This window comes from Fuerstiella marisgermanici (assembly GCF_001983935.1).
GTDB classification, from domain to species: Bacteria; Planctomycetota; Planctomycetia; order Planctomycetales; family Planctomycetaceae; genus Fuerstiella; species Fuerstiella marisgermanici.
This window is the reverse complement of sequence record NZ_CP017641.1, coordinates 3,494,542-3,512,796: the sequence shown is the minus strand read 5'-3', so window position 1 is coordinate 3,512,796 and position 18,255 is coordinate 3,494,542. Positions and strand designations below refer to the sequence as shown.

14 protein-coding genes are annotated in these 18,255 nt (G+C 56.1%); 11 read left to right on the top strand and 3 right to left on the bottom strand.

The window, feature by feature from the left end; genetic code table 11:
• The first annotated feature begins 24 nt into the window (after positions 1-24).
• The 3 genes from Fuma_RS13235 (at position 25) to Fuma_RS13225 (ending at position 3,826) form a co-directional block, all read left to right on the top strand.
• Entirely contained in the window at positions 25-1,650 is a 1,626-nt protein-coding gene (locus tag Fuma_RS13235) for a complex I subunit 4 family protein (RefSeq protein WP_077024555.1), read from the top strand.
• Positions 1,651-1,717: 67 nt separating this feature from the next.
• On the top strand, positions 1,718-3,325 hold the full coding sequence (locus tag Fuma_RS13230) for an NADH-quinone oxidoreductase subunit N (RefSeq protein WP_077024554.1): 1,608 nt from the start codon (positions 1,718-1,720) through the stop codon (positions 3,323-3,325).
• Positions 3,326-3,367: 42 nt separating this feature from the next.
• Positions 3,368-3,826 (top strand): ferritin-like domain-containing protein, encoded by a 459-nt coding sequence (locus tag Fuma_RS13225; RefSeq protein ID WP_077024553.1) that lies wholly within the window; start codon positions 3,368-3,370, stop codon positions 3,824-3,826.
• Between the two features lie 193 nt (positions 3,827-4,019).
• On the opposite strand, the gene Fuma_RS13220 is transcribed toward Fuma_RS13225, so the two are convergent.
• Positions 4,020-4,613 carry a hypothetical protein gene (locus tag Fuma_RS13220; RefSeq protein ID WP_083732022.1) on the bottom strand — a complete coding sequence of 198 codons (594 nt, stop codon included), beginning with the start codon at positions 4,611-4,613 and terminating at the stop codon, positions 4,020-4,022.
• Between the two features lie 291 nt (positions 4,614-4,904).
• Here Fuma_RS13220 and Fuma_RS13215 point away from each other — a divergent pair, with 291 nt between their 5' ends.
• The 4 genes from Fuma_RS13215 (at position 4,905) to rbsK (ending at position 9,301) form a co-directional block, all read left to right on the top strand.
• Entirely contained in the window at positions 4,905-6,152 is a 1,248-nt protein-coding gene (locus Fuma_RS13215; protein ID WP_077024552.1) for an outer membrane protein assembly factor BamB family protein, read from the top strand.
• A 158-nt stretch (positions 6,153-6,310) separates the two neighbouring features.
• On the top strand, positions 6,311-7,327 hold the full coding sequence (locus tag Fuma_RS13210; RefSeq protein ID WP_229360911.1) for an AAA family ATPase: 1,017 nt from the start codon (positions 6,311-6,313) through the stop codon (positions 7,325-7,327).
• A gap of 1 nt (position 7,328) precedes the next feature.
• Positions 7,329-8,366 carry a nucleoside hydrolase gene (locus tag Fuma_RS13205; protein WP_077024551.1) on the top strand — a complete coding sequence of 346 codons (1,038 nt, stop codon included), beginning with the start codon at positions 7,329-7,331 and terminating at the stop codon, positions 8,364-8,366.
• On the top strand, positions 8,363-9,301 hold the full coding sequence (gene rbsK / locus Fuma_RS13200; RefSeq protein WP_077024550.1) for a ribokinase: 939 nt from the start codon (positions 8,363-8,365) through the stop codon (positions 9,299-9,301). The genes Fuma_RS13205 and rbsK overlap by 4 nt, the downstream gene beginning before the upstream one ends.
• Before the next feature lie 47 nt (positions 9,302-9,348).
• Here rbsK and Fuma_RS13195 read toward each other — a convergent pair whose 3' ends face one another.
• Positions 9,349-10,119: a hypothetical protein gene (locus Fuma_RS13195; protein ID WP_077024549.1), complete on the bottom strand. Its 771-nt coding sequence runs from the start codon at positions 10,117-10,119 to the stop codon at positions 9,349-9,351.
• A 464-nt stretch (positions 10,120-10,583) separates the two neighbouring features.
• Positions 10,584-10,937 (bottom strand): hypothetical protein, encoded by a 354-nt coding sequence (locus Fuma_RS13190; protein WP_077024548.1) that lies wholly within the window; start codon positions 10,935-10,937, stop codon positions 10,584-10,586.
• 224 nt (positions 10,938-11,161) lie between these two features.
• On the opposite strand from Fuma_RS13190, the gene Fuma_RS13185 reads away from it, so the two are divergent.
• From Fuma_RS13185 to Fuma_RS13170, 4 genes are all read left to right on the top strand, one after another.
• On the top strand, positions 11,162-12,298 hold the full coding sequence (locus Fuma_RS13185) for an IS110 family RNA-guided transposase (protein ID WP_158520969.1): 1,137 nt from the start codon (positions 11,162-11,164) through the stop codon (positions 12,296-12,298).
• A gap of 1,104 nt (positions 12,299-13,402) precedes the next feature.
• The gene (locus Fuma_RS36420; protein WP_257787793.1) at positions 13,403-13,537 is read left to right on the top strand and encodes a hypothetical protein; all 135 of its coding nucleotides are present in this window, start codon (positions 13,403-13,405) and stop codon (positions 13,535-13,537) included.
• 1,364 nt (positions 13,538-14,901) lie between these two features.
• Positions 14,902-15,633 carry an MOSC domain-containing protein gene (locus tag Fuma_RS13175; RefSeq protein ID WP_218922432.1) on the top strand — a complete coding sequence of 244 codons (732 nt, stop codon included), beginning with the start codon at positions 14,902-14,904 and terminating at the stop codon, positions 15,631-15,633.
• Between the two features lie 128 nt (positions 15,634-15,761).
• Complete coding sequence (locus Fuma_RS13170; RefSeq protein WP_077024545.1) at positions 15,762-18,218, top strand: DUF4838 domain-containing protein; 2,457 nt, start codon at positions 15,762-15,764, stop codon at positions 18,216-18,218.
• Positions 18,219-18,255 lie beyond the last annotated feature (37 nt).

Here is an 18,255-nt window from a genome sequence, read left to right as displayed (position 1 = left end):
CAGCTTTCACGCTGCGGTTAAACCATGACTCCAGAAATTCTGCTCTCCGCAATCATCTTCCTTCCCGCCATCGGCGCGCTGATTCTGGCGTTGGGTTTCGACGGCAAAGCGGTCGAACCAATCCGCATGTTTTCACTGGCCGTGACCGTGGTGACATTCGGCTTGACGCTGATGCTGTGGTCTCAGTTCGACTATGACGTCGCGGGAATTCAGATGTCCGTGGTCGGAAGATGGATTCCGGCATGGAACATCTACTACCGACTTGGTGTCGACGGAATCAGTCTGCCGCTGGTTGTGCTGACAAGTTTCATCACCATGCTGGCCGCCGGGGCATCATGGAGTATCAACAAACAGCATAAGGGCTACTTCATTCTGTTTCTGCTTTTGGAAACCGGAATGCTGGGCGTCTTTTTGGCTCTGGACTTCTTCCTGTTCTTCGTGTTCTGGGAAGTCATGCTCCTGCCGATGTACTTCCTGATCGGTATCTGGGGAGGGGCTCGCAAAGAATACGCCGCGATCAAGTTCTTCCTGTACACGTTCGCGGGTGGCGTGATGATGCTGATCGCGATCCTGATGTTCTACTTCACCAGTGGTGGTGGCGAACACAGCTTCAACCTGATCGAACTTGCGAATGCGGCTGCAGGCACCAGTACAGAAATCACCACACTGAACCCATCGATGCAGATCACAGCCTTCGTGCTGCTGTTCATTGGTTTCGCGATTAAACTTCCCGCGTTTCCCGTACATACTTGGTTGCCGGATGCTCACGTCGAAGCCCCCACGCCTATTAGTATGATTCTGGCTGGAGTTCTCTTGAAGCTGGGCGGCTACGGTATCATCCGGATCGCTTTCCCACTGTGTCCTTACGGAGCGGCCTACGCGGCTTATGCATTGGTCGCGATTGGTGTCATCAGCATTATCTATGGTGCCTTCGCAGCGTTGGCACAGACCGACTTCAAGCGACTTGTGGCATACAGTTCTGTTAGCCACATGGGCTACGTATTGATCGGCCTTGGCGTCTGGAAGATCGTCGACGGGACCACATATCGGCCTGACTTCTGGCTACAGGGGGTCAACGGGGCCATGTTCCAGATGATCGCTCACGGAATATCTTCCGCAGGTATGTTCTTCATGGTCGGCGTGATCTACGACCGCGTTCATCACCGCGATCTGAACAAGTTTGGTGGCCTGATGGCACGAATGCCGCTGTACAGTGGACTGGCCTTCGGACTGTTCTTTGCGGGTTTGGGCCTGCCAGGACTTTGCGGATTCATCGGTGAGATCTTCGTTGTGCTTGCAACGTGGAGCTACAGCCCGGTGTTGGCCATCATTGCGGCCAGCGGCGTGATCTTCACGGCTGGATACATTCTGTGGGCACTACAGCGAGTCTATCTGGGGGCTGAGTACACAGGCCCGCATTCTGAAGACATCACTCCGATCAACGGACGAGAAACGACAATCGCCGGAACGCTTCTGGCAATGGCCATTATTCTCGGCGTCATTCCAAACAGCCTTTTCAGTGTGATGGAAAAGTCGACAGCTTCGCTTGTTGACACGATGCAGGTCGGTTACGACAAGGCACTGGTCGACATCGCAGCTGATGAAGAAGAGGTAGCAGCGACTGTCAGTCAGGTGCAGGTCCTGAAGTAACAGCTGCGATTTCACCACGAATTGAACCACGAGCGATTTCACGCCAACCTCAAATCGGTACACCCACGTGTTTTCTGATCTCATTAACAACCTGATTGCCGAAACCACTCAGCACGGACTCAGCTACTTCAGTGCAGAACTGTGTCTGAGCGGCACGATTGTGGTAATGTTGCTGCTGCGACTGTTCAGCATCGATCGCTTCGTACCGACTTTTATCGTGGCAATGATTGGTGCGGCCGCTGCCGGTGCCTGTTCGCTAATGCAATACGGCGACCTGACCGAAACGTCCGTCACCTTCTTCGGCGGCATGCTGCGACAGGACTTGTTCAGCGTGTTCTTCCGAGTCCTACTGTCTTTGTTTCTGATTCTGACAGTTGCCTTGACGGTTCTGACAGGAGTCCCCGACAACGAAGACGCTCCTGATTTCTATTCGCTGCTATTCGGCGCGACCGTCGGCATGATGATGATGGCCAGTGCCAACAACTTGCTGATTCTGTTCCTAAGCGTGGAAATGGCGAGTGTCCCCAGTTATGTGATGGTCGGCTTTCTGAAGGGCCGTAAGCCCAGCAGCGAAGCGTCATTGAAATACGTCATCTACGGTGCCGGTGCAGCCGGTGTCATGCTTTACGGGATCAGCCTGATTGCAGGAGTCCTTGGCACAGCAGACATGTCGTTGCTGGCAGAACGCCTGGCCATTGTGGCCACGGGAGAATCCGCTGGCCTGGGTGACCCGGAAGTCTGCACCGTTGCTTTGGGCGTCATGCTCGTAATGGTTGGCTTGGCCTTCAAGCTGTCTTTGGTACCGTTTCATTTCTGGTGCCCTGACGCGTTTGAAGGAGCCCCCGCCGAAGTGGCCGGCTTCCTGTCTGTCGCGTCAAAAGCCGGTGCATTCGCCCTGCTGATCCGCTTTTGCATGGGACTATCCGGCGTTCCTGCAACTCAAGCTCTGATGACCGCGTTCGGCATTGGGCTCGGATTGATCGGAGCGTTGTCATCCACTTTCGGAAATCTGGCCGCTTACAGTCAATCTAACCTGAAGCGACTATTCGCCTACTCAACAATCGCTCACGCTGGTTACATGACGATGGCCGTCGGTGCCATGATCGTAATGGTAAACAGCGATCAGGCAGAAAGTCTGGCGAGCGGAATTAGCCAAAGCCTCGGTGGGGTTCTTTATTACCTGGCAGTCTACGTGTTCATGAATCTGGGTGCGTTCGCAGTGATCGCTCTGGTTCGCAACTACACGTTTGACGAAAACATCGACAGCTTCAAAGGCCTGATGACGCAAAGTCCGGCTCTGTGTGTTTGTATGGCGTTGTGCATTGCCAGTCTGATCGGAATCCCACCACTGGGCGGATTCTTCGGCAAGTGGATGATTTTTGCGGCGATCTATAAAGCTGGCCAGGTCCATTGGGCCATGTACGCCATCCTTGCCATTGCCGCACTGAACGCGGTATTTGCCGTCTTCTACTACGTGCGAGTCCTGAAAGCCATGTTCCTGGAAGAACGGCCCGCCGAAGCCAGAAAAGTGCCTTTACCATCAATGGAAGGTGCCTACGTGTTGGTCCTCGCGGCCATGGTCATCATGCTGGGAGTCGTACCTCGACTCGCCGATGGATTGGTGACCAGTGCGAGTGATGCTGGCAACGCGATTCTGACAGTCTTCGGCGGCTGATTTTGATTTCCCACTTTTCTCGTCATCACCAGCAAACTGTCAATGACTGTTCAAACGGATCTAGCCCTAAACAACGTTCTTATTGACATGGCGCGCAGCTTTCTGCAGTACGTCGCAGAAAGCTGGCCGTGGGTAAGTCCCGACGGTCAGTCCGTTGAAAACCAGGTCCTGGTCATTGCCGAACGCCAACGTCAGGACGTGGCCGACATTGCCGCGTTGTTGAACGAGCGAGAACACTTCATCGACTTCGGCTCGTTTCCGACCGAGTACACCGATTTGCAGTTCATCGCGTTGGAAGCTCTATTTGAGCCACTCCACAACAGCCAGGCCACGGTACTCGCCAGCATTGCGAATGCATTGGAACAGGCCCGCACGTCCGGCGACACTGAAGCTGAAACCCTGCTTACGGCCATCGAAATCCGACAGAAGGAAGCGGCCGCCGCGCTGAAGGAATTGCAGCAGGAACTGGACAAGCAAAGCGGCAACGCTGTCAAGAGCTAGTCAGCGTCCACCGCACCGCTTGCGTAGTCAGCAACCCGCATGGTGCGTTTGGAGAATTAGCGGCACGAAGCGACGTTGAGAAATCCCAGTCGCGTTACGGCCACTCCAGCGACCCGCCAAAGCACCGCCGGCGCTTCCGCCATCCAACCGTCACCCGCCCACCACGCCAATCGCCCGCCGGTGCGTACCGGCCTTAGCGGATGACCGCGGACTGGATTTGTCGCATCAGTTCGGCTTCCAGCGCGGGATCTGTTCCGCGGTGCAGCCAGCGAGATGCTCCGGCCTGGCCCACCACTTGATCCAGGTTGCGATCGAGCAGTTGTGATTCAGAGAACGTCGCGCCACCTTCGTAGTTGGCGGCAAGGCCGGGGACGTCTTCGATTTCCTTGTCAACGCGAACTGAGATCGTGACCAGCCCCGGCGAAGAATTCTGGAACGTCACAATCGCTTTTCGTCGAATCGACTGAACCGTGCTTTCAAGGCGGTTGGCGTAGCCGACAGAATCGTGATGCCACGGTTCGAACAGATTCGATCCGGCACGGTATTCGGTTTCAATCACCCCTTCGATTTTGCTCTCGCGAGCAACCATGAAGTGATAGTTGTTAAGAATGGCGACCGCGCGTTCCCACATCAAATCCTGCTTGTCGGCCGACACCTGAATCGCGCTTACGCCTTGGGGCATATTCCCGGCAGGAGGTCCGGACAGGCATCCGCCCAGCATCAGCACGGCCGTCACAAGCGTCAGTCGCAGCGATGTGTTTCGAATGTCGGCGCTGGACGAAGGCAAGGGACGCTCTTCCGTGAGCAGGGTGACGGGCTGGAAGCAGGCATCTCATTTTCACGGTTTCTTTCTTTTGCGGCAAGACCGCTTTGAGCCCGGAATTCATTGGGTTTGCACGCTCGCCGCCCCATGATCTCACGCCGCAAAGTTAACGTCCCGGGCAGCGTCCAGCAGAATGCGTCGCGAAGGCGGGCCGTACATTGTTTCCATTTCCGGGCTCGCTCGTTAACGTTTGATGCGTCCGTTCGGTCCTGGAGCGGCTGCAAATTGAGTCTTCAATCGGATTGGAAAAACATCATGGCGTGCGTCCGCACAGCTTTTTGGCTGGCCGTCCTTCCCACCATCCTGTTGCCAACCTCCAAGGCGGGAGACTGGCCTCAGATTCTGGGCCCCAACCGCGATGGCGTTGCGGTGGGGGAACAATTGCTGAAGTCGTGGCCGGAAACGGGCCCCGAAACTGAGTGGACGGCCGGAGTTGGCGACGGATTCGCGGGTGTCGCCGTCAAAGACAACCAGGTCATCGTGTTTCACCGGACGCCGTCGCACGAAGTGGTTCAGGCGCTGAATGCGGCAACCGGAAAAGAGGTTTGGTCCAGCAGTTTCCCTTGTTCGTATCAGTCCGGCATGTCCAGTGATTCGGGCCCGCGCTGCGTTCCTCTGATCGGTGACGGTCAGGTGTTCGTGCTCGGCGTAGAAGGCGACCTGCGATGTCTGGACAGCGCGACGGGCAAACAGGTCTGGCATCGGGACACGTCGAAAGACTTTTCTGCGCCGGAAGGTTACTTCGGCGTTGGCAGTTCGCCCGTATTCTTCAAAGACCGATTGATTGTCAACGTCGGAAGTCGCGACAACGCGGCGGTCGTCGCATTTTCCACGAAGAATGGCGAAACGATCTGGCAGGCCTTCCAGGATACAGCCAGCTATTCGGCGCCCGTCATCGCCACCATCAACGGCGCGGCGCATGCGATAGTGGTGACTCGCCTGCACACGGTGTCTTTTAACCCGGACGATGGAGCGATCCGTTTTCAGTTCCCGTTCGGTGCGCGGGGCCCCACGGTCAATGGGGCGACGCCGGTGGTGATGGGCGATCATGTTTTCGTGTCGGCCAGTTATCGAGTCGGCAGTGCCTGGGCGGACGTGTCGAGTAATAAGCCTGAAGTGAAGTCTCTGGGCGAACACTTTTTGGCCACTCAGTATGCGACACCCGTCGCCTACGGTGACGTGCTGTTTGCAGTTGACGGACGTCAGGACGTCGGCACGGCCTCATTAAAATGCATCTCACCAGCGCAGCAGAAAACGCTGTGGACGAAAACGGGCTTTGACTACGGCACGCTGGTTCGTGTTAACGACGAACTTCTGTTCCTGACCTGTGGCGGTGAGTTAATTCGCATCGCGGCCGACAAAACGGAATACCGTGAAGTCAGTCGAGCGACCGTGCTGCCGGCGACACCGCGAGGCTACCGACTTCCGGCACTCAGCAACGGCCGGCTTTTTGTGCGGGGCGACCGGCAACTGAAATGTTTGCGTGTGGGTGAGGGTGAATAGAACGCAAAGTCGGTCGCCGCTATCATGCGTCGCAGTCAACAGCGCCGGATTCAACTCCGCACGATGGCCGTCTGAGGCCATCGTGTTTTCTGTTGCGAGGGCTGCGGAGGGCCATCGCACACATCCCCGACAGATCACACCTCCAGGAACGCAGACTCTTGGCCGACAAACGTGACTTTGAAGAATTCCTGACCAAGTTTCGCAAGCATCATGAAGTGATGGTTGAGGAACTTCACAAAGTGGTCATCGGTCAGGACGCCGTCATCGATCAGATTCTGGCGGCCGTTTTTACCGGCGGACACTGCCTGCTGGTCGGCGTTCCCGGACTGGCGAAGACGCTGCTGGTCAGCACGATCGCCAGGCTGCTGGACGTCGAATTCCGGCGCATTCAGTTTACGCCCGACCTGATGCCTTCCGACATTACAGGCACAAACGTGCTGGAAGAAACCGATCAGGGACGACGTGAATTCCGATTTGTCGAAGGTCCGGTGTTCACTAACGTTTTGCTGGCCGACGAAATCAACCGAACTCCGCCGAAGACTCAGGCGGCCCTGCTGCAGGCGATGCAGGAACGCGAAGTGTCGGTCGGTCAGACGACTTACGACCTGCCCGAACCGTTCTTCGTGATCGCGACGCAAAACCCGATTGAACAGGAAGGCACCTACCCGCTGCCGGAAGCTCAACTGGACCGCTTCATGTTTAATGTCCACGTGGACTATCCCACTTTGGACGAAGAAGAACGCATTTTGGAAGCGACGACGTCGGGCGAGAAAGCGGAAGTCAGGAAGGTACTGTCGGCAAAAGCGATCCTTTACCTGCAGAAACAGATCTCACAAATCGTCGCGTCGCCGTTCATTATCAGCTACGTCACTCGACTGGTTCGAGCAACCCGGCCGGGCGACGAAGCGTCACCGGAGTTCGTCAGAAAGCTGGTGGATTGGGGCGCTGGTCCTCGCGCGGGACAGTATCTGATCGCCGGTGCCAAGGCGATGGCGGCGATGGGCGGCCGCCCGAATGTCACCACGGACGACGTGCGGCGAGTCGCCATTCCCGTGCTGCGACATCGCGTTTCAACAAACTTTCAGGCGCAGGCCGAAGGTATGTCGCCAGAGAAACTCATCGAAAAACTCGTGGCCGAAGTGCCCGAACCGAATGTGCCAAAATATGAGGACTAATATGAAATTCACCCTGTCGACTTTTATGCTGCTTGGCTGCGTCCTTGCGCCAGCGATCGCCAAAGAGCCCGTGCCACTGATTTTTGACACGGACATCGGCAATGATGTCGACGACGTCCTGGCCCTCGCGATGATTCATTCGCTGGAAACGCGAGGCGAATGTGAATTGCTGGCTGTGACGATCACAAAAGACCATGAACAGTGTGCGCCCTTCGTCGACGCGGTTAACACGTTCTACGGTCGCGGTGATGTTGCGATCGGAGTTTGCCGCAGCGGCGTGACACCGGGCAAAAGCAAGTTCAATGTCTTGGCGGCCGAAAAGCAGGGCGATCGAGACCGCTATCCGCACGACCTTCGTTCGGGCAAAGACGCCCCTGAAGCCGTGCCGGTTTTGCGCAAAGCACTGGCGTCGCAAAAGGACGGCAGCGTCGTGATCGCTCAGGTTGGGTTTTCCACAAACCTGGCCGACCTGTTGAAGTCCGAAGCGGACGACATTTCGCCCCTTAACGGTCTGCAACTGGTGAAGCAAAAAGTGCGTCTATTGTCTGTTATGGCTGGCGCCTTCGCACCCATCAATGGCAAAGATCACTACGAATACAACATCATCAAAGACATTCCTGCGGCCCAGGCATTGGCGAAGTCCTGGCCGACGCAAATTGTGTTTAGCGGATTCGAAATCGGACTGGCCGCCGCTTATCCGGCAGTCAGCATCGACCGGGACTATGAATACGTGCCTCATCACCCAATCAAAGAGGCCTACTATCTGTACAACCCGCCGCCCCACAATCGCCCCACATGGGATCTCACCAGTGTGCTGTACGCAATCTATCCAGACGCCGGCTACTTTGATGTGTCAGACGCGGGCAACGTCACAGTGTTGGACAATGGGCTGACAAAGTTCGCGAAGGCAGACGGTGGTCAGCATCACTATCTGATCATGTCGGAAAAACAACAGCCGCGAGTGGTTGAAGCGTTGGTGCAGTTATCCAGCCAGCCGCCGGAAACTCTACACACGCTGCAGGCGGAGCAGGCTCGATGAAGCCGGACACCGCCGCGGCGCGACCGAACATTCTGGTCGTGGGTTCCATCAACATGGACCTTGTCGCCCGTTGTTCACGATTGCCACTGCCCGGCGAAACGCTTTTCGGAACATCGCTTCACGAGATCTCCGGCGGTAAGGGAGCAAACCAGGCCGTCGGAGCAGCTCGGCTAAACGCCAACGTCTCACTGATCGGACGGCTGGGCGACGACGGGTTCAGTTCGACGTTGCGAAACAATCTGGCTGAGAACTGTGTCAGCGTCGATCACCTGCTGCAGACTGAAGACTGCAGCAGCGGCGTGGCCATCATCAATGTGGAAGACAGCGGGCAAAACTGCATCACCGTCATCCCCGGCGCGAACGGCCGACTGACGCCCGACGACATTCACACCTGTGAATCCGCCTTTGCAGACGCCAGCATTCTGATGCTGCAGTTGGAAGTACCGCTGGAAACTGTCCTTGCGGCAATTGCCCTCGCGAAAAAACACAATGTCCCTGTGATATTGGATCCCGCTCCGGCACTAGAATCTTTTCCGGCGGAATTGCTGAACGTGGACTACGCCTGTCCGAACGAAACCGAAGCGTCGCTGCTGACAGGATTGCCCGTCAACTCCGTGGCCGAAGCCGAAGCAGCCGCGAAAAAGCTGTGTGCCTTGGGAGTAAAACACAGCATCGTGACGTTGGGCGAACGCGGAGTCGTCTGCTGCGACCAAAACGGCAATCTGCATCACGCCAAACCGCCAACCGTAACGGTCGTCGATACGACGGCGGCCGGTGATGCCTTCGCCGCTGCCTTTGCCGTGCAAGTTTCACAGCAACGGCCAATTGCAGAAGCTTTGTCATTCGCATGTGCGGCCGGCGCGATCGCTGCCTCGCGCGAAGGTGCTCAGCCGGGGATGCCAACGCAGGCGGATGTCGAACGCGTCTGCAGCTAAGAACGCCTCACCGAACCTGGAGGACCAACCCCGGTCGCAGATCGGTGCTACGATTCCAGCGACTCCAGTTGCGACACCGGCACATAGAACTTCACATACCGTTGCCCGTCCGAATAGCGATCTCCGCTGGGATGAACCACCAACACGGTCGCTCGTTTCGTGATGCGGTTCACCACGCCTTCCAGAAGGTGGCCTTCGTGGTCGAAGCGAACTCGTACGCCCGGCCGGATTCCGTATTGAGTGACCGCGACTTCACCTGGCGTGATCAGGTCGTGGCGGTGATCCCTGTGTCCGAAAAGGCCTGATGCAATGGTCTGGAAACGGTGTTGAGCACAACTGGAACCGTCCCAAAGCAACATTTCGATCAGGTGCACCACTTCGTGTTCCATGATCCGCATCAAACCATCCAGCCGATGATCACATTCCAGCCCAGTGACAGTGACTTTGCGTTCCGGATCCTGAAAAGATTGAAACAGCAGCGTTGTGGAAACGGCAATTTCGTAGCGATGCGGTTTGCGACCGCTGCGATCACTCCAGCGAGTCGTCTTGCCACCGGCTCGCGTCATGCGGCGCGACAGGCGAAATGAAATCGGCTGCGGATGGACGGTCCGTTGTAGCGAACCTTCGAAGTAGTATTCGTCGTACAGCTCAAACAAAAGCAAAACGTCGTCCGGATGGATGCTCTCAAAATTCGCATCCGTCAGATGAGGCGACGTCATCAGCACATTGTCCACGATCGCCTGATTGTTCCTGAGCCGACGACTCGGTTCCATGCGTCGATCGCGCACGATTTGTTCGAGTTGTTTTGCAGCGGACATCGACAATGAGTGCTTCCTGCCTGGGAATCTGTGTTGGCGCGTGAGCAACCGTCCGGGTGATCATCGAAGCAGGATATATTTTTGCGGCCCACTGTGTAAGAACATCAACCAATTTTCGGTGCGAGCCACCAGAGTTTTTCCGGACCACGAAAATAGCCCGCAATATATCTGACGCTGAAGGCGGGATTCGAATCGCGCGACACTGGCCACGCTCAAAGCACGATCAGGTGCACACGGTCTCAATCCCCTACGCAACCAGCTTGCCTTCACGAAACGCCGCGTGAGATTTCATTAAGAAACGCCCCGCAGCAACACGGAAGAATGAAGCGTCAAACGAGAACCAGCAAGGATAAGTCGTAGCGAGTTGGAGGGCAAAAAACTCTCCAACACAAAAACTACATCTTCTGTCCCCGATAAAAATACGCGCTACATGACTTCTTACGACATACAGATGTTTTCGGACACTACGCGCTGCTATCCGGCAGCGGTTCTTGGGTGGCCCAATCGGGATTGTCGCAATCGACGATCGCGCATTTGAAACACATTTGATAGGGTTCAGCCAATTCGATCATCTCCCAGTCATCGGAATTGTGAACACCCATTCGCATGGCAGAACGACCGACAAACGCTCCATTTTGATCAAAGTATCGAACAAAGAAGCTGCATGCGGGCTCCTCGAATTTGCGAGTAATCTCAAACCGATCGCCACGCTCGCTAACCACCTCGCACGTCTCCTCTGTGCTGTTAATCAGGACATTTCCACGTGCAAGAAGATCATTGCCGTCAAAGAAAGCCAGTTCAGTTCGCAGTGCTTTCATGCCGTGTCCGACAACGGAAGGTTTTTACGACACCGCCCTAAGCGAAGCGAACGATGCCTGAAGTAAGAATGATTCTACCAATGCGAGCCCGCGTGGCCAACCAAGGGAAGGTGTGCCGAAGGCCTAGCGTAAAAACCATGACACTGTTCATGTCGTGATGAGTTTGGAAATCTGGTCTGATGTTCAGACGGATGGAACTTTCACTTCTTCACAAGGACAGACACATGGCTTTTTACCGTACTCAGCACGAACTTTATTGCGGCGTCGATCTGCACGCCAGGCGGATGTACACTTGTGTTATCGACTCCAATGGCAGGACCGTCTTCCATAAGAATCTGAACTGCACGCCGCAGGATTTGGAAGCGGCGCTGGAACCGTTTCGGGATCGAGACATCGTGCTGGCCGTCGAATCGACCTTCAACTGGTACTGGCTGGCCGATGCGTGTGATGAACTGAACATTCCGTTCGTGCTTGGTCACGCCTATGGCATGAGATCGATTCACGGCGGCAAGACGAAGAACGACAAACAGGATTCGCTCAAGATCGCTCAACTGCTGCGAGGCGGCAATCTTCCTGTTGCGTGGGCGTATCCGAAAGCTATGCGATCGCAGCGTGACCTGTGCCGACGACGATGTTACTTCACTCGGCAGCGAGCCGAACTGCAAGCGCACGTTCGCAGCTCGTGTCTGCAGTACAACGTCGCCGCGCCGAGCGGACAACTGCGCTACGCGACTCACCAGGAAGGGCTGGCGGAAGCGTTTCCCACGCAGGCTTCGCAACTGACGATCGAAACGGACATCGCCATGATCAACGCGCTGACAACGCAGATCTCGCGGCTGGAAAAGACGCTCGTGCAGATGGCTCAGTTTGACGATGCGGGAATGTTCTATCGACTCAAGGCAGTCCCTGGAATCGGCGATATTCTCGCGCTCGTCATCCTCTACGAAATTGGTGATCTGAAACGGTTTCGCCGCGCAGGAGATTTTCTTTCGTACGCTCGACTGGTGCCCGGTCAGCATTCTTCCGCCGGAAAGAACTACGGTTCGCCGGGGCGCAAACAGGGTAATCCGCAGTTGAAGTGGGCGTTCAGCGAAGCGGTGGCGCTGCTGCTGCGAGACAGCCCGGCCACCAAAGCGGCGTTCGCAAAGATGGAGAAACGTCATGGTCGCGGCAAGGCGCTTTCGATTCTGGCGGCGCGACTGGGCCGCGCCGTTTATCTGGTGCTCAAACGCGGCGACATTTTCAGCGAGCGCGAATTTCTGCGACTGCCGGACGACGCGCGCGTGGATGTTCCGAAACCTCGCCGACGTCGCAAGGCCGCATCGAAGGCCACGCAAACCTCGGCCACAGGGAACGCCTGAACGGCGTTCCCTCTCACCTCACCAACCAAGGCGGTATTGCCTTCGTCTGCGCCGCTCATCGGTCACCGTGGCAGAGTGCGTGACCGACGACCGGCTCCGACAAAGGCAATTCCTGGCCGCAACGTTTTATTCGTCACACAGGAGACTTTCGAAACCACAGCAGCGGCGTGAGCCGGGCGCACAACTGAGCCACCTTGTCGCGGCGGAAACGTTGCGACAAGGAACATCGCCGAGTTCGACACATCGCTCGCACAAACGTGTCCGCATTTGAGCACCGTTTTGAGGGTGACTCAGCATGAGCGAATGAACCCCACGGGCGTGAGCTCACGAACCATGACTGGCCGCGTCGCTGCTGCTTTCACATTTCAGAATTCACACACGGAGACCCGTTTGAAATTTCCCTGATCCCGGCTGCCTCGCCGTCGAGTCACCCCACAACTGGACGCGCTTGCAACACAGCGTGAGCCCAACAACTTTATGAATGACCGACGATCGAGCAGAAACAGTTTCTGTGGTCCGAAACGGACAACACCGGGACGACCGCACAGTAAAAAAGAAAACCGTCCGGCGGCCGCTTAGACACGCATTGCGTGTGATGCACTCTAAGGTGCGAAGCTGACCGCCGAACGGCTGTGCCCGTCGTCTTCGGTTTGAACACGAACAGATGTTTGAAGCAGCCAGCTTTCCATCGGAACGCTGAGCGAGACTTCGTGAAGAAACGCCCCGCAGCAACACGGATGAAGGAAGCGTCAAACGAGAACCGACAAGGATAAGTCGTAGCGAGTTGGAGGGCAAAAAACTCTCCAACAAAAAAACTACAACTTCTTTCCCCGATAAAAATACGCGCTACTTGACTTATCACGACATACAGATGTTGTACGCCCGTCACCCAAGCAAGCCCGTTCCATCTGGCGTGGGGACAGGTAGGTGAATGACGTCAGAAAACGGGCCGGTGTAAACGAAAAGTTTGCCACCGGGGAGAGTAAGCGAGAATCCACCGTTACGAGGAGCGATTCCCAATGGGCCATACCAAGTTTCCGCGAAAGGGTCATCCGGAATCCAGTCCAAAGGAAATGTCATGCGTAGTTCGTGAAAGGTCACATCATGAGTATGAAGATCGTGCTTGAACAACCAGCCAAAGTGCAACTCACCACCGCAAGAAGGATGCTCCTGCTCCTCATCCGGGTGCGCCCACCAACCACCGAGCCAACGATCACCATAACCGCCAAGAAGAAATGACTCGTCGTCCGCAAACGCTGGCAACTGCAAAACATAACCGAGCCGGTCGTTGAATCCGCCGCAGCGTTTCAAGGGAGATGCTTGGATTACGTCGAAACCACATTCACCCTGCCCGGACCATCGCGATGTAACGATCCATTTTTTGCTCGGAGAAAGAGCATGCTCCTCAACGCCGCATCCGCAACGAGTGGACGGAACTACCAAGCGATCGACCACCGCGTTTGACGCATCACGCCATTCAAACGCTTCGCTGGAATCGACAAAGTGAAGGCTGTTTTTCAAGGTAGCTCAGGGCGCACAACGGTTATCTGTACGACAGAGCTGTCGTACATGCTGGAATTGGGAATATTAAGGTGGTGTGAGTATAAGCAACAGGGGCGGGAGCGGTCAAGAAATTCAAGGCCGTCTGGCAGCAGACGCGCTGAGCATGCCGTGACTGCAGCTCAACAGGTGCGTTTGATGATGCGCAGCGCAGCATTCCACAAATCGAGGCTGATAGTCGACCTTGGTGAATCGCATACCATTGCCCAATAGTTCAGCCCGTTTCGCGAGGCATGCGACGGGCGATTTGTGTCTTCAGCACTTCGTAGAATTCGGGTTGTGCAATTCGGCTTCTTTCCGCCGCAGTCAATTGTGCCAACGCGGCCTGCCACGATTCGACCGGAGGGATCTGAAGGTTGATCCAGCCGGGGCGCGGTTGACAAACGGTGATTCCGGGAAGCGGAATATGATGCTGTCCGTGACTGATCCCCAGGTAAACTCGCCGACTGCCCGCCGCATCGGGTGGATCTTCGACTCGGATCGTCAGTTTGCCGACGGTGGGTTGTGACGGGGCGTGTTCGATCGCAGATGATCGTGAAGTAGGTTCCAGCGGCGCGACGGAACTCTTGCTGCGCGATGCGGCTGGGGTAGAGCGTGACTGTCTTCCGGATTCGATGCTGATGATGAGTTGCCCAGTACGCGGTCACAGCTTCGCTGCGAAGTGCTGTCGGGCCGCCAGCACCTACGGAAATGCAGCGGGTGCGACCTTTGATTGTATCTGGTCCAGCGGGCTATTGACTTTTGAGGCGACCGCCATCGCAACTTTGGTCTACAGCGATGTCGTTTCCAGGTTGGCATGGCCCAGCAGCTCACAGATAACCCGGAGTCTGAGTTGACTGCTTGAACGAATTCAGTTTCTCCGTGATTGCGCTGCTGAAAGTTCCAGAAAACGGCTTCGAGTTCTTCGTCCATCGCTACTGTTTGATTCCTCAAGTGAGTGTGTGCAGGTGAGAAACATGTGGCAGCGTGAAACCGCGTCTCTTGACAGCCAAAGTTAGGACCACAACGATACATGTCAATGTGCAAGGTTGGCTTTCACGCGGATGCCTGCAGCGAAGTTGCTTTCCGGGAAGGACAAAACAGCAGACATGCTAAGCACCGGCATCGTTTCGATTCAGGTTGGAAAACCGCAAGTCATGCCGGACGAAAAACCGTGGACATCCGGTTTTCTGAAGCAAGCGACCACGGAACCCTTGTGGCTGGGCACAACGAATCTCGACGGTGACGGCCAGGCCGATTTAGAACATCATGGTGGTCCGCACAAAGCTGTGTGCGTGTATTCGGCCGAACACTATTCTTACTGGAAAAAGCAGTTGGACCTGCCGAACCTTGCTCCCGGTGACTTCGGCGAAAACTTCACAGTTGCCGATCTTACTGAAGACGACCTCTGCATTGGCGACACGTGGCAACTGGGCGACGCGATCGTTCAGGTTTCTCAACCGCGTCAACCGTGCTGGAAACTGGCACGACGATGGAAAATCAAAGACCTCGCGGTGCAGGTTCAGCAAACTGGCTTCACTGGTTGGTACTTCCGAGTCCTGACCGAAGGCCGCGTGCAAGGTGGGATGCAATTGCAGCTTGTCGACCGCCCGCACGAACAATGGACGGTCACGCAAGCCAATCGCATCATGCACCATGACAAGAAAAACCAAGATGCCGCGCGGAACCTGGCGTCGGTGCCGGAGCTATCGCCGAGCTGGATGGCAACTCTAGTAAAACGCCTCGACACCGGTCTTCCGCCAGACACGTCAAAGCGACTTGTACCGCCAGTCTAAGCCATGGCGGACCTGCCCCGCTTGTTCCGTCCTGGCCGTTCTGCAATGCTCCGCGTGCTCATTTGCCTCGCCCGATAAAACCACGCCCACCAACAGAACCCACTCCCTTGCAGCTTTCCCCCCAAACCATGCATACGCGCATTATCACGTTCCTTTTTGTCGTGGCCGTCACCGCAAACGCTCAGGCCGCACCGGTTGACCTCGTGACGAATGGAACCAGTGACTACGTCATTTTTCACGATTCCAACGCCCCGAAGTCGGTTTCAGAAGCCGCGGTAGAACTGCAAGCGTATCTGCTGCGATCCAGTGGAGCGAAGTTAGACGTCGTTCATCAACCAGCGGACAAGATGATCTGTCTGGGCGATTGTGAGGCGGCCCGCGCAGCAGATGTGGAAGCGCAGAACTTACCGTGGGAAGGGTTCCGAATTCTGACCAACGGCACCAACGTGTATATCATCGGCCGCGACACAGCCGATGGCGAAAAAACGCCCGGTGGTGGCACGTCGCGCGGCACGTACAACGGCGTCTGCCGTTTTCTGGAAGAATACGTCGGCGTCCGCTGGCTGATTCCCGGAGAACACGGCGACTATATTCCCAAGTCATCCGACGTCACGATTCCCGACACTGATTTCCAGGACGCACCGGCGATGTTGAATCGGCGAGTCCCCTACACTCAGGAACGACGTTCAGAAGTGAAACAATGGTGGCGGCGACAGAGGTTGGGGTGGAGTCTGTACCTGAACCATTCTCATAACTGGCAGCACACGATTCCTGCTTCTCAGTTCGACAAACATCCTGATTGGTTTGCCGAACGAGCAGGCGTGCGAGTTCCTCCGACGGGGCGTTATAAACTTTGCACGACCAACGCAGAACTCGTGAAAGCTTACGCCGACGCGGCCATTGCGTACTTCGATCGCAACCCAAATACGACCTGCTATTCGCTGTCGCCGTCTGATTCGGCTGGCTATTGCGAATGCGATCAGTGCTCTGCGTTATACGAAAAGGATCCCAACGGCCGGCGCTCCGTCACGCCCGCGATTCTTACGTTCTACAACGCAGTCGCAAAGATTGTGGCGAAGAAGTATCCCGACAAGGTTTTGGCCGGGTACGTGTATGCCGCCTACCTGTATCCGCCGAAGGAAAACCTCAAGCTGGAACGGAACGTGTTTGTCGTGCTGACACCCAGCATCGACTACGGCTTCACGCTGGCTCGCCCGGCTATCCGAAAGCAGTGGGAGAGTCTGCTGCAGGACTGGACAAACGCGACCGAGAACATTTCGTATTACGACTTGCCGGTGAACATCACGACAGAAGCAGGAGCACTCAACCCGCCCGGTCTGGAGATCCTGAAGTTCATCTATCCCAAACTGGCGGCCGCCAAAATCAAAGGCGTGTACGTTTACGGGGTGCCAGCATGGGGCCGAGCGGCTCCGCTAAACTATCTGCTCGCGAAACTCGCGTGGAATCCGAATGCCGATGTCGAAGCTATGTTCGACGAATACTGCGCGAAGGCGTACGGAGCGTGTGGCGATGACATCAATCAGATGTATCGGATGCTCGACAAAGAAGTGGCGCGCCACTATCGCGAGTTCCCGAATGCCAGCTACCCGCTGACGACCGACATGTTGCGAGACATCTACGCGAAGAATTTTCCGGAAATCGAACAGCGCTATCGTGCGGCTCATGCAAAGGTCAAAGACGCGGACGCGAAGTTCCGCCTTGAGATGATTGCCGACAACCTGAAAGTGCTGCACTGGAATCTTCGTCAGCACAACTTGTTGGACGAACCGAAAGCGTCTGCCTTCTACCTGTCGGACGGTGACTTCTTTGAATTTCTGTCGGCCAACAAAGGCTCGCTGGCTCTGCATCCCAGCGACGGGACAAAGGTGCCGGCTTACGTTCGAACAAAACGAAACGTCACTGTGCCAGCGAAGCCAAAGCAAGCAGAAAAAGTACGTTCGTTTCGGTTGCGAGGCGATCAGCACCTCATTGTGAAACCGACCGGAACGTCAGCGGCAGAAGTCCGCTTCCGCCGCATTAGTGCTCGTGGAAAGTTGATTACCTACCGTGTCTTCGAATCCGATGGCGCAGAAGTCAGTGGAGGCGTGGCCAGCGAAGGATCTCCGTTGATATTGGACAATGCCGATTCCGGCTCGGAATACTATCACGTAGTCATCGCGGGCGGTACGGCGTCGTTCACGATCGATGTCAAGGAGGCTGCTTGGGCGGCTGACGGAAACCTGTCAGACCAGGGACTGCATCTGCTGGGTCAGTCCTCGCCGCTTTACTTTTACGTGCCCGAAGGGACGCCGGCGTTCCACCTTTCGTTAGAAGCGTCGCCACCGGGAGAAACCGCGGCCGCCACTTTGACCGATCCACGCGGCCAGCGAGTCGCGGAATTCGACTGCGCCCAGCTTTCCGTCGATCGACAGAACATCAAACTAACGAGTGGCCAATCCGGATGGTGGAAGCTCGACGTTCACAAAGCGAAGACCGGTGCGATCGACGACGTGTGGATCAAGCTGGAATCCCCCTTAAGCGGCTATTTTTCACTCGACCCCGACCGAGCGGCCACTGTGCAATAGCGGCCAGCCTTCAACTCTTACTTGCCTTCATTCTTTT